This window comes from Kurthia senegalensis, assembly GCF_000285595.1.
In the GTDB taxonomy this organism is placed as follows: Bacteria; Bacillota; Bacilli; order Bacillales_A; family Planococcaceae; genus Kurthia; species Kurthia senegalensis.
In genome coordinates, this window is the sequence record NZ_HE611067.1 from 142444 (window position 1) to 155577 (window position 13134).

The window sequence follows — 13134 nt, forward strand, 5'->3', positions numbered from 1 at the left end:
CAACTTCCTATGCGAGGATTTTTTTAATTCTTTTCTAATTCATTCATAAAATAACGTTCGACTTCTGCCCAGTTTTGAAGTCGAAGCGGGAATGTAGAACTTTCATTATGTGGCGCAGCAAACATGACACCTGTTCCTGTAAAACGTGTCAGTTGTAATTCGGTATCATCGATTAAATAATCGGCATGAACGACACTTTTATCGCCACAAAAAACGTAATGATGTTTCGGAATAGCTGGAAAATGCTCTTGCAGCCATTCAAATTTCGCTTGAAAAGAAGATGGCACGTCCATCGCTGCCGTCGCAATGAAAATTTCATAATGCTCACCTAAACGCGCAATCGTTTCCATAGCGCCTTCAAACAATGGTAAATCTCTGAAAAAAGTCGGATCGTTATAATAACGCGCAAGTGCCTCTGGTGCATGTGCGTCGAGTTCTGGTAATCGTTTATCACGTAAATCATCTTTCGTATAATGCGTACCGTATTGCGCATTAAATGTCGTTAGAAATTTAGCAATTAAATCCGCCATTACTTGGTCCATATCAATAGCAATTCGTTTCATTCGTCAATCATCTCCTTTAGTCTCTCTTCCTACTGTAGCGATAGTTGACGAAAAGAGCAACTAAATATGCTATACTACGGTTGAATAAAGGACTGACACTATGAAAAAAATACAGTTAGAGTTATTAAATACACGCAAGAAAAAAATACATGCCATTTTACTATTAGGTATTCCTGCAATGTTCGAAAATATTTTGCAAACACTCGTCGGCTTCGTCGACACACTCTTCGTTTCGAAAGTGAGCTTAGATGCGGTAACGGCCGTCAGTCTAGCAAATGCCATCATCGCGATTTATATGGCGATTTTTTTAGCAATTGGTGTCGGTGCCACGTCGCTCATCGCTAGACAACTCGGCAGCCATGACGTTCAACAAGCGAGTGCAACAGCGAAAAAAGCAATTTTTTTATGCATCGCCTGTAGTTTTCTTTTCACTGCATTCAATGCCTTTTTCGCAGAACAATTGCTCCAATTTTTAGGCGCATCTCCAGCAATCCATACGATCGGTGCTACGTATTTACGCATCGTCGGAATTCCTGCCCTCTTCATTGGGTTGCCACTCGTCCTGGCAACGATTATTCGCGCGACAGGTGACACGATGACGCCACTTAAAATTAGCTTCGTTCTAAACATCGTGCATATCGGTCTCGATTACGTTTTCATTTTACTACTCGACTTTGGTGTAGCCGGTGCTGCTTATGCAACACTTCTTTTACGTATGATGCACACCGTTATTTTATACCGTGCTGTACAGCGCTCTGTACTACGTATTACGTGGAAACAACCACTATCGCTTCGCTCTATGAAGCAGTTAACGAGCTTATCGATTCCTGCGGCGATTGAGCGTTTAATTATGCGTGTCGGTCAAGTCGTCTATTTCGGTCTTATTTTGAAAATCGGTGCAGCAACGTATGCCGCACATATGATTGCTGAAAATATCGAAGCGTTTACGTTCATGCCTGGCTACGGCATGGCAGTCGTTGCTACAACATTTGTCGGTCTCGCAATTGGTGCGAAGAGAATTCGGGAAGCGTATGAATACGGTGTCATTTCAACAGTCATCACGATTATCGTCATGTCCGTCATTGGATTGATGATGTACATCGTTTGTCCCTTCGTTGCCGCTTGGTTTACGAACGATCCGACCGTCATCGCACAAATCGTTACAGCGCTGCGCATCGATGCTTTTGCACAACCAGCTGTCGCCATTACATTCGTGATGGCTGCGGCACTTCAAGGTCTTGGCGATACGAAAACACCGATGTTTACGACCGCAATTGGCATGTGGGGGTTACGTATTATCGGTGTATACACTCTCGGCATCCACTTTGATTTAGGCATCGCCGGTGTTTGGTTTGCGCTTTTAATCGATTTATACATCCGCTCTCTTATTTTATGGTATCAATTCAAACGAAAAATACAAAAGGAGGAACAAGCATGTACTACATTATCGCGACAAGTTCCCAAGTAGATGTCCTCGAAAAAGAAGGCGCACTCGATTTTGAATGGGCACTCGAGCAACTACAATTAGAACAATCGAAACTCGTTCCTGTCGGCTTACATGAAATCGTCCCTAACGTCGTGTTATTTTGCGATGAACGTGCACAATACGATCAAGAAGGCTTCGCTTTCCGCCTTTCTTCAGATGAAGACCGTTTCGGTATGAAAATTTTCGGTTCTTTCATTATTAGTGCCCTCGATCCAAAAGCAGAAGACTTTTTCGGTTTAACCGATGAACAATTGAAGCAACTACAATTTAAAATGAACATCGAACCGTTTACACCGTACGTGTAAAATCTTATAAAAAAGGCATCCCTTTCGCTCATCGTTTGAGCGAAGGAGATGCCTTTTTATGTGACCGCATCTTACATCTTTTAAGCGGTACGTTTTTGTTGTCGTTTCATCGGATCCAGTTTTCGTTCGATTAATGATAGGACAATATCGGCAAGTACGGCCATTAATGCGGTTGGGATTGCCCCAGCTAAAATAATTGCTGTCCCGTTCGTCGCATTTGTTCCTCGAATAATAATATCTCCGAGCCCACCCGCACCGATAAATGCACCAATTGCCGTTACACCAATGGCTACAACGAGCGCAATACGAATACCGCCAATAATGACGGATAGGGAAAGTGGGAGCTCAATCATACGAAGTACTTGGCTTCGCGTCATGCCCATCCCTTTCCCAGCATCAATTAAATCTCGGTTAATATTCATAATACCTGTGTACGTGTTTTTAATAATTGGCAGTAAGGAGTATAAAAAGACCGCTACGATAACAGTTGGTCTACCTAAGCCCATACCGAGCATTAAAATCGCTAACATCGCCAGTGCAGGAATCGTTTGAATAATGTTGGCAATTGAAATGACGATGTTTGAAATTTTATAATACTTCGCAATTAAAATACCGATTGGAATCCCGATTAACGCTGCTAAAAGTACGCCATAAATAGACGTTAAGAAATGTTGGAAAAATTGACTTAATACGTAAACGCCATTTTCTGAGAGGTAATAGAAAAATTGTTCAAATGTATTCATGTCTTTCATTTCTATTTCCCTCCTTCGAAATAATTATTGTCTTCTAAAAAACGTTCTGCGACAATTGCTGGCTCAATTAAGTCGTTATCCGCTTCATAGTTTAATTTTTGCATTTGTTCTGTTGAAATTTTACCTTGTAGTTTATCGAGTGTTTCTTTCACATCTGGTTGCGCTTTTAGTAACGCTTCTGTTGCGATTAACGTCGCATCATATGGAGGGAAAAATTGGCGATCATCTTGTAATGTGACTAAATTATAACTGCTAATTCGTCCATCTGTTGTGTATCCTAAAATGACGTCCATCTTCCCTGCTGCTAACGCATCGTAAACGAGTCCAATTTGCATTGGGAAAATATCTGCAAATTTAAATCCATACTCTTTCGCAAACGCCTTATACCCGTCACCTTCACGCGTCATCCAAGACGTATCGATTCCGACTTTGACTTCATCTGCTATTTTTTTCAAATCACTTACTTTTTTCAAGTTATATTTTTTAGCCGTTTCTTCCGTTACCATAAATGCATACGTATTTTCAAAACCGTATGAATTAAAATAATGTTGTTGGAAACGTTCGCTCATTAATCTTTGTACTTTTTCTGTTACTTTTTTAGGATCTTTCATCGGATCTTCTTGTAAAACACCGATTAAATCTGTCCCTGTGTAACGTGCCGTAGAAATATTCGCATCTCCGTTCACCATCGCTTGGTGTAACGTCACACCAGTTCCTAAATTGTTAATCATTTTGACGTCTTGATCGTTGTAGTGCTCAATCATTCCCTTAACGATGTAAGCGGTAATGGCACTTTCTGTTGTCGCTGCAGAAGCAATTGAAATTTCTTCGCCTTCTTCTACCGCATTTTTGCCTGAGCATCCAGCTAAGATAAGTAGGACACTACAAGCGAGTAATGCTAGCTTTTTCATAGTTCCTTCCTCCTTATCGTTCGACACGCAAGCCTTTTGGTGTCACCCATTTTTCAACTCGGCTTAAAATAAAATCAACGAGCAATGCTAAAATCGTTACGAGAACAGCCCCTGTGACGATATAGTCAGTTTGATATAAGTTTAAACCGTTAAAAATAAAGTCCCCGAGTCCGCCTGCTCCAATGAATGATGCAAGTGTTGCCCAAGAGATGGCATATACAGCAGAAAGTCGAATACCTGCCATAATAACAGGAATTGCGAGTGGAAATTCTACCATATAAATTGTTTGCCATTTTGTCATTCCCATACTCGTGCCGGCCGCTACTAAATTAGCATTGACCGAACGCATACCTAAAAATGTGTTGTTTAAAATTGGTAATAACGTATAAATAAACAGCGCAATAATAGCTGGAATAACCCCGACACCTAAAAATGGAATCATTAATGCTAAAATCGCAAGCGATGGCAATGTTTGCAATACGCTCGTAATCGCTAACACGATTTTTGCGACTTTTTTTGTCTTTGATAATAAAATGCCGATTGGAACGGCTACTACTATACCTAATGCTAATGCAATCAATGAAATGTAGAGATGTTCCCACGTTTTCGTAACCATTTCACCCGCATTTGCTTGAATGAATTCAATCATGGAAACCCTCCTATTCTGCTACTTCTTCTCCCCAGATTGTATCGTATACGATGTCAACAATATTCGCGCGCGTTACGAGTCCTACGAGATGTTGTTCGTGATCAATTACTGGGATATTGCTTAAATTACGACGTAATATACGTCGAACAGAGTCTTGCAATTTCGTTCCTGTATGTACGGCATATATATCTTTATGCATCACATCTGAAACCGTTGACTGACCATCACGATTTGGCGTAATATCTTCAATCGTAACCATTCCTTTCAGTCGTTCCTTACTATCGACAACAAATAACGTATCAACACGTTTTTTCACCATCACTAAAATAGCTTCCTCTAAATCACGCTCAAGTGAAATCGTCGCTGGTTTAATCATGACATCATCTACTAGCTTCGCACTTGGTTTCGTTTGAATAAGGCGATGACTTCCGATAAATTCACGTACAAATTCGTTTGCCGGTGCTGCTAAAATATTGTCTGGCGTATCGTATTGCACGACTTGTCCGTTATGCATAATGCAAATACGGTCAGCTAACTTAATCGCCTCGTCCATATCATGCGTAACGAAAACGACAGTTTTTCCGAGACGTTGTTGCAAGTCTTTCATTAAGTCTTGTAACGTATCACGCGTAATCGGATCCAATGCACCGAACGGTTCATCCATTAAAATGATGTCTTGGTCTGCTGCTAAAGCACGTAACACACCGATTCGTTGTTGTTGTCCTCCTGATAATTGAGATGGGTAAAGGTCTAAATAGTTGTGTGGTAAGTCAACGAGGTTAATGAGTTGGTTCGCCTTATCGTCTTTCTTATCTTTTGACCATTTTAATAACTTGGGGACGAGCGTAATGTTTTCACGGATGGTCATGTGGGGCATTAAACCGATTTGTTGGATAACATACCCGATTGAGCGTCGCAAAGCAACTGGATTTTTCTTCATTAAATTTTCGCCGTCTAATGAAATAACACCACTGGTCGGTTCAATCATCCGATTAATCATACGTAGTGCCGTCGTCTTACCGCTCCCACTCGTACCGATAAAGACGACAAATTCGCCTTTTTCAATTTCAATGTTCATATCATCTACCGCTTTTTTACCTCCGCGATACACTTTCGATAAATGTTCTATTTTTAGCATATAATCTCTCCTCTCTATATTATTTATACCCTGTTTTTGGGAAATATAACCTTATTCCCTTATTTGACGCGTTTCTGCTTCTTTCGTCTTGCTTTTTTCAAGCGCATTCTAGTACGTAAATGAACGACAAGACCTCCATTATATTCAGGCTTATTTTTATTTTTCTCAAGTGCTTGAAGTACCGTCTACTTGGGTTTTCAGAAGCTTTCTGACATATCAAAATCACCGTTTGTATTTGACGTTCTTACATCATGCAGATTCACTGCCTCGTAACCTTTATAAAAATATCTATATGTCCTATTAAAAAAACCCGTTAAAACAAAGTTTTTCTGCTAAAACAACAAAAAAACAGACACCATTTTGAATCGATGCCTGCCTTTTTAATGTAACGCGGTTTTTATATGAATGTTTGAATTTACTCGGATAATAATACTTCATAAAATCCAATCATTTTAATGTTATGTTTTTTACCGTAGAATATTTTAGAAGCGTTCACAATAATTACAGAGAAGTTGGCCACTTTCTCTACTCCACTCCCCATTTTCTAACATACGGCAACTTGTTTATGAAATACTAATTGTGATTCCGAAAAATTAAAAATTACAAATTTTTACACAAAAAAAGCATGAGATACATCTCATGCTTTACACGACTAATTTTAAACCGATAACGGAAACGACGATTAGTGTCATGAAGAATAAGCGAATCGCACTTTTCGATTCTCCGTAAAACACCATGCCAATTAATGCAGCTCCGACTGTACCGATTCCTGTCCAAATCGCATAACTCATTCCGAGTGGTAATGTTTCCATCGCAATTTTTAATAATGTGAAACTACAACCGAAACCGAGGATGATCCAAATGAGCCCTTTCATATTACGTCGTGCCATCATATTCAATCCCATAACACCGAACACTTCAAAAATCCCTGCACTAATTAATGCAATCCAAGCCATCTATGCCGCCTCCTTTTCACCCGTTACGAGTTTTAATCCTAAAACACCGACTAGTAATAAGAAAATAAACATTATTTTCAACCAGCTAAACGGTTCGTCTAAAAACAACATGCCGACCGTTACCGTTCCAGCTGTACCAATTCCTGTAAAGACGGCATACACAGTCGCTACTGGTAAATTTTTCGATGCGTGCATGACTAAATAAAAAGAAAGAATAATTAACACGATCGTTCCTCCCCATTCCAAAACAGACGTTGACTGCTTCAAGCCAAATACCCATAAAATCTCAATGATTCCAGCGCCAATGACAAACAACCAGTTTTTCATTTTACACTTCCTCCTTCTTTTGAATACCACGCATAAAAATAACAAAACTTGCTTCTAGACGCGTCGTCGCTCTACGTTCATTTCCGTACAATAATTCAACGAATATACTATCTAATAAAGCTAAATAAGCTTTTGCGATTTGTGCTGGAACAATTTTTTTCGTTACAGCATCCGAATGAATAAAATAATCCGTTGCCTCTTGTTCTAATGAATCGATATACTGCTCGACCATATTTAATAACTCTTCTTCTAAATGTTGCGGTGGGAAGAACATCATACGCAACCAAAAACGACTTGCTTCATTTTGTTGAAATCGCTCCATGTAGGCTACTAAAAGTTGCTTCGGGTCTTGCTTCATTAAGCCTATTTCATGTCGTCCAAATGCCAATTCTTCCGTTGCACATTGCTTACATACCGCTAAAAATAAATCATCTTTATTTTTAAAATGGGAATAAATCGATTGTTTTTTTATGCCTACTGCTTCGGCAATCATTGCCATCGACGTTCCTTCATAACCAAATTGAGCAAATTGCTCTACTGCTGCAATCATTAATTGTTCTTTTTTCATCTTCTTCCTCCTTACGAACGTTCGTCAGTTTATAAAATAAATCATAACACGCGACTATTTCACTGTAAAGTAATTTGCTATAATTAACCGTATATGGAGGGACACTGTCATGGACCAACAACTTTTATTACAGCATATGCTGCTTCAACAAACGACGAATCTTCGTCAAAAAAGTACGTTATTCATGCATCAAACGGGCGATGACTTTAACGTTTTTCTTTGTTGAACGTAGAAAAACAATCGACTTTATTCATTCAGTTTTTAACGAATCTTCTCGATCCAAACGGGAAGCACGGTGTCGATCATTTATTTTTAAACTTATTTATCGAACACGTTTTACAACGGGAAAGCTGCGGTGCCGTGTTTCTACACAAACACGCCGCATCTCATCCTTTTGATTTTACAATTCATATAGGAGAAGAAGCATTCCCATTCGTTTTTGAATTAGAAGAAGAAATCGCACTACCTTTAACGTCTAATGGACCGATTTATTATGTAAGTAAACACGGTATTAGCCCAAAAGAACAAACGTATCCCATCATTTCTCTTTCGATGCGTAACCATCTCATGTCCTTCATCACCGCTGCCTTGTATACACCGTCCATTAATCGAAAAAATGCTTTAAGTCATGCATTAAAACAATTTTTATACTTCATTCGTGATATGACGAATCAGTTAGAGGAGACATCTCAAATGGAATTGAAAGAAACGATTAATTCATCACCTGAAATGATGAAAAGCGCATTCATGGTCGCGCAAACATTGCAAGACAGTAAAACAGCTTTACTCCACAAAATTTTCGAAGACTTGGACCGACAAATTCCAATGAAGCGGATTCTCGATGAGAAAGACTATTTAGCGCCGCATAAAATCGATCGTTATTATGAATCACGCGACTCTTCAAAACCAGGTTTAACGTATATGTTTCGTAAAAACATTTATGAAGATGTAGATTTACTTTTCCGCATTGAACTCGACGACCGTCTTTATGCAGGCTTTATCCCGACGAAACCGATTTCTATGAAAGATGTGAATCGTTTCTTACCCCATATTGATGAACCTTTTTATGATAATGAATTCGTCTACTGGACATTTTTACCGACTGAATCGATGGAGCATGTTCCGACATTTAAAGACCAAACGATGGATGATCCGTATTTTGATTTATTTAATAACGTGGAATATCATCTTTTCATTAAACACGCGACAGAAACTATTCAACGATTGTATATCGATTACATTTAATCAAACGTATGATGACATCATGCGTTTTTTTATGCAAACAGATGAAAGATGAGCTAATCTTCTCGAAACCCATCTCTAAGAAAGCTTGTTTTAATCTATTACACGCATCAATAAATAGATATTTTTATACATCAAACAGAAATTATTTACGTTTTAAATGAAAAAATCTATATTTTTTACGACCAAATATATTGGCTTTTTTCTATATTTATCAACGGTTCACGCCTCTTAATATATTGAATACACACATTGAAATACCATTTGTTGCTTAAAATAGCATTGAATGTTTTTAATTGTCAGAATATAATAAATTTATAGTTAAATTAAAAGAGGTGATTGAATGGAAGATTTTTTAACGAAAATTAACGATTCGTTATGGAGCCCCGTGATGATTTACGGTATTTTAATCGTCGGTCTTATTTTTACGTTCATGACGCGTTTCATGCAAGTCCGCTTTTTCAAAGATATGTTTGTTCAGCTATCGAAAGGTGAGAAATCATCAGCCGGTGTTTCTTCTTTTGAAGCGATGGCAATGGCATTATCAGGTCGTATCGGTGTCGGTAACATCGCAGGTACGGCAACAGCAATTGCGTTCGGTGGACCGGGTGCTATTTTCTGGATGTGGGTACTTGGATTTATCGGTGCTGCAACCGCTTATGTAGAGTCTACACTCGCTCAAATTTACAAAGAAGAAAAAGATGGTGTATTCCGTGGGGGTCCTGCTTACTACATACACAAATTTTCAGGTAAAAAATGGCTCGGTATGATTTTCGCCATCGTTGGCGTAGTCGCGATGGCGATCTTAATGCCGACTGTGCAATCCAATGCGATTTCTGGTGCAATGGATAACGCTTTCGGTATTCCAGCATGGGTATCTGGTGTACTGCTCGTTCTTTTAATCGGTGTCATTATCGTAGGCGGTGTGAAGCGTATCGCGACAGCGGCTTCCATCATCGTACCATTCATGGCAGGTCTTTACATCTTAGTCGCACTTATTATTATCGTTATGAATTTTAAAGAAATTCCAACTGTATTCGGTCTTATTTTCTCAAGCGCTTTCGGTGCAAATGAAATGTTTAGTGGTATTTTAGGTGCTGCGATTGCTTGGGGTGTTAAACGAGGCATTTATGCCAATGAAGCTGGTCAAGGTACAGGTCCTCACCATGCGGCAGCAGCAGAAGTTTCTCACCCAGTGAAACAAGGATTAGTGCAAGCATTCTCAATCTACTTCGATACGTTCTTAGTATGTACGGCAACGGCTTTCATCGTCCTTTTCACTGGTCAGTACAACGTTCAATATGAAAGTGGCGATAAAGCAGGTCAATTTATCGTCGAGAACGTGCCAGGCGTAGAAGCTGGTACACCGTTTACACAAGCGGCATTGGAACATGCCTTCCCGCTTGCTGGATTCGGTTCCGGATTCGTTGCAATTGCGCTGTTCTTCTTCGCTTTCACAACGATTATGGCTTACTATTACATCGCTGAAACGAATTTAGCCTACTTCTTAGAAGGTGGCAAACTAAAAATTTCGATTCGCGTCATGCAAGTCGTGTTCTTACTCGGACTGTTTTACGGTTCAATTAAAACATCCGAAGCAGCATGGACGCTTGGCGATATCGGGCTCGGTTTAATGGTTTGGGTAAACGTGATTTCCTTACTCTTCCTCGTGAAACCGTCGCTCATTGCGCTTCGAGATTATGAAGAACAGAAAAAAGCAGGAAAAGACCCTGTATTTGACCCCGTTAAGTTAGGCATTAAAAATGCTGACTATTGGGTGAAGAAAAATAAAGATCTCGGTCAATAAATGCTAACTAACCACCTTTTTTCGGTACACTTCCGAAAGAAGGTGGTTTTATTTTCGTAAAAAACAACTGATTGACGTATCAAAAAAGAACATTTCCAAAATCATAAGCCTTCGGAATTGTTCTTTTTTTATCGTATTCACGACTTATTGTTGTAACTGTGTTTGAAAATCGAGCACTTTATTAAATATTAATTGCTGAATCACATATGCCCCGTCCACTTTTTTCACGATAGCATACCCTTTTTTCGGTTGGCTATATTGAATCGCTTGACGCATTTCATCTGACCAATTTTTCACAGGTGTAAAAAATGTATCTTCTGTAAAGCCATTCGGATTATTATGTAATTCAACGAAGTCAAGCTCTACGTACAACTGATCATTTTGTAATAAACTCAGTTGTTGAATGACCGGAATGCTTGCTTTCGGGATGCTTTTCAGTTGTGGTAAATAAATGTATTGTTTCGTCGCAATTAAATCATACGGTAATTGAGAATTTTCGAACTTCACATCTTCGTACGTCGGTGTTTGATTAAATAATTTTTTCATGTAAGCGTCTAAATCTGTCCGATTGTATCCAACATATTTGTAGCCACCTAATGATTTAGTAGACTCTGTCACTTCTGTAAATGACGTGTCAAAAAAGCGTAAAGCCCCGTGAACAACATCTTTTGCGACAAATTCAGAAAGTTCTTTGTTCGTTAAGTTGCCAAATTGACGATCTTTATGAAATAAAGAGAGTGCCGCAATTCGCGCTTGTAAATCAACCCGTTCTTCGTCTGAAATCGGGTCTACTGGATTCGTCACGACATAATTTTTTCGTATGAGTTTACGATACACATCATTTAACGTATTTTTTGCTTCTATGTAAGGAATGTTCATCGTCAACGTGCCCGCATCGTTTGCAACGACCTTCTGTTTCACTTTATACGAATGCACCATCTCTTGATATTGTTGGACAGTCGGTTGTTCTTTCGTTACGAGATTTTTGCTTTTATTCGTCAGCGTTTGACTACCTGTCACTGTTTGTAAAAATACTCCTTCATCTACTACTAATTTTTTATTCGTGCCGACGTGATAATATGCCGCTTTTCGCATCGTATAATCATCTTTATCGTATTCGATTGTCGATGCTAAAAAATAGTGATCATTCCGCATCACGATGGACCGTTGGGCTTTTGCCGAGTCTAACGTGCCGCTATAGAGTGACGCGACTTCCCCGTCTTTCATTCCTAACACTTCTTCTTCGTATCCTTTTGCTGTTTTATACAATAAATATAGTTCTTCTTGTTTCGTATCGTTAAGGTTTAACAGTTGGACATACATAAGTCCTGAATAAGCATCTGTATCTCGAAGTAGGGGACGTCCCGCAAGACGTGACGCTAAGACAGCCGCTATTTTTTCTTTTTCTTCAGACGTCAATTTAAGTTCGACGGATGTTTCGGCCTTTGTGACGTTTTCCGTCGATGTTTGTGTCGATTCTTTACTCGAGCAACTCGCAAGTACGATTGTTGCAGCGAGCAGTACGATGAATTTTTTCACGTGCATCTCTCCTTACGTTCAGTATACGGCAACAACATGAATAATATGAATTAAAAAAAACACTTTTTACGTTTTTTGCATAAAAAGTGTTCATCTGTATTATGAATGTGCAACGAGTTGAAAATGATCCGCTAACGTTTCCATAATTCCTGCGGCTGCGGCCTTTTTACCGCCATACAGTTGGAACGTACCATCTTCTTTAATGATGTAATGATCGACATCGGTCGTATAGAGGGAGCGCGATTGATTTGCGACCATAAACGTCGCTTTAGACGTTTTCATACGATTTTTCGCACGCTCAATTAATTGTGCTTCTGTCGCATCTTCTAACTTAAAGCCAACGAGTGTCACTTCTTCATTCCACCCTTTTATTTGAGGTAAGATTTTCGGCGCTTTTTTGAATTTAATAATTGGTGGTTCGTCGCTCGATAGTTTACCAGAAGCGTGCATCGGTCGTCCTTGCTGATCTAATATTTCATCGACGAGCCAGTCGCTACCTGCCGCTGCCATAATGACGGCATCTATTTTTTCTGTCGTCACAAAATGTTTAATTTTCGCTCCTAAATCTTCAATTCCTTCAAACGTCACGAGTAGCAGTTGTTCGGTATGTTTCGGTTTTTTAGCAAAATAGCCATTCAAATAAATAACGGTCGCCCCGCGCTGTAATGCTTCTTCCGCTAAATACGTTCCCATTGTCCCCGTCGCCATATTCGTATGTCCTCGTACACGATCCCATTTTTCAAGCGTACCACCACTTGTAATTAATATTGTTTTGCCTCGTAAATCTTTTTTCATCGTTCTCACCTCTACGTTTTTCTATTACGTTAAGTATACATGAAAGAACCTCTTTTTAACTTTCATTTTATTTAAGTTGCCTACACTTCTCGTAAA

Annotated in this window: 14 protein-coding genes; 4 read left to right on the top strand and 10 right to left on the bottom strand. The window is 39.2% G+C overall.

Annotated features, from left to right (window positions below; all coding sequences use genetic code 11):
* Positions 1-23: 23 nt before the first annotated feature.
* Positions 24-563 carry a 5' nucleotidase, NT5C type gene (locus KSHG_RS10405; RefSeq protein ID WP_010305746.1) on the bottom strand — a complete coding sequence of 180 codons (540 nt, stop codon included), beginning with the start codon at positions 561-563 and terminating at the stop codon, positions 24-26.
* A gap of 100 nt (positions 564-663) precedes the next feature.
* Between KSHG_RS10405 and KSHG_RS10410 the strand changes: the two genes are divergently transcribed.
* Complete coding sequence (locus KSHG_RS10410) at positions 664-2031, top strand: MATE family efflux transporter (protein WP_010305750.1); 1368 nt, start codon at positions 664-666, stop codon at positions 2029-2031.
* A complete protein-coding gene (locus KSHG_RS10415; RefSeq protein ID WP_010305753.1) occupies positions 1998-2354 on the top strand; it encodes a hypothetical protein in 357 nt (118 codons plus the stop codon). Before KSHG_RS10410 ends, KSHG_RS10415 begins: the two co-directional genes overlap by 34 nt.
* An 80-nt stretch (positions 2355-2434) precedes the next feature.
* On the opposite strand, the gene KSHG_RS10420 is transcribed toward KSHG_RS10415, so the two are convergent.
* The 7 genes from KSHG_RS10420 to KSHG_RS10450 form a co-directional block, all read right to left on the bottom strand.
* Positions 2435-3106 (bottom strand): ABC transporter permease, encoded by a 672-nt coding sequence (locus tag KSHG_RS10420; RefSeq protein WP_010305756.1) that lies wholly within the window; start codon positions 3104-3106, stop codon positions 2435-2437.
* 2 nt (positions 3107-3108) lie between these two features.
* Positions 3109-4017: an osmoprotectant ABC transporter substrate-binding protein gene (locus tag KSHG_RS10425; RefSeq protein ID WP_010305760.1), complete on the bottom strand. Its 909-nt coding sequence runs from the start codon at positions 4015-4017 to the stop codon at positions 3109-3111.
* A 13-nt stretch (positions 4018-4030) separates the two neighbouring features.
* Positions 4031-4666 (bottom strand): ABC transporter permease, encoded by a 636-nt coding sequence (locus KSHG_RS10430; RefSeq protein ID WP_010305765.1) that lies wholly within the window; start codon positions 4664-4666, stop codon positions 4031-4033.
* Between the two features lie 10 nt (positions 4667-4676).
* Positions 4677-5804: a betaine/proline/choline family ABC transporter ATP-binding protein gene (locus KSHG_RS10435; protein WP_010305768.1), complete on the bottom strand. Its 1128-nt coding sequence runs from the start codon at positions 5802-5804 to the stop codon at positions 4677-4679.
* A gap of 644 nt (positions 5805-6448) precedes the next feature.
* Positions 6449-6760: a DMT family transporter gene (locus tag KSHG_RS10440; RefSeq protein ID WP_010305771.1), complete on the bottom strand. Its 312-nt coding sequence runs from the start codon at positions 6758-6760 to the stop codon at positions 6449-6451.
* Positions 6761-7087: a DMT family transporter gene (locus KSHG_RS10445; RefSeq protein ID WP_010305774.1), complete on the bottom strand. Its 327-nt coding sequence runs from the start codon at positions 7085-7087 to the stop codon at positions 6761-6763.
* A gap of 1 nt (position 7088) precedes the next feature.
* Positions 7089-7655 carry a TetR/AcrR family transcriptional regulator gene (locus KSHG_RS10450; protein WP_010305779.1) on the bottom strand — a complete coding sequence of 189 codons (567 nt, stop codon included), beginning with the start codon at positions 7653-7655 and terminating at the stop codon, positions 7089-7091.
* A gap of 222 nt (positions 7656-7877) precedes the next feature.
* On the opposite strand from KSHG_RS10450, the gene KSHG_RS10460 reads away from it, so the two are divergent.
* Positions 7878-8900 carry a hypothetical protein gene (locus KSHG_RS10460; RefSeq protein ID WP_010305782.1) on the top strand — a complete coding sequence of 341 codons (1023 nt, stop codon included), beginning with the start codon at positions 7878-7880 and terminating at the stop codon, positions 8898-8900.
* Positions 8901-9240: 340 nt separating this feature from the next.
* Positions 9241-10704, top strand: a complete 1464-nt coding sequence (locus KSHG_RS10465) for an alanine/glycine:cation symporter family protein (RefSeq protein ID WP_010305785.1) — start codon at positions 9241-9243, stop codon at positions 10702-10704.
* Positions 10705-10848: 144 nt separating this feature from the next.
* Here the strand turns inward: KSHG_RS10465 and KSHG_RS10470 are convergent, their stop codons facing one another.
* Together KSHG_RS10470 and KSHG_RS10475 are read right to left on the bottom strand one after the other, a co-directional pair.
* Positions 10849-12243: a hypothetical protein gene (locus tag KSHG_RS10470; protein WP_010305788.1), complete on the bottom strand. Its 1395-nt coding sequence runs from the start codon at positions 12241-12243 to the stop codon at positions 10849-10851.
* Between the two features lie 99 nt (positions 12244-12342).
* Positions 12343-13038, bottom strand: coding sequence for a phosphopantothenoylcysteine decarboxylase domain-containing protein (locus KSHG_RS10475; protein ID WP_010305791.1), 696 nt, complete (start codon positions 13036-13038; stop codon positions 12343-12345).
* Between the last annotated feature and the right edge of the window lie 96 nt (positions 13039-13134).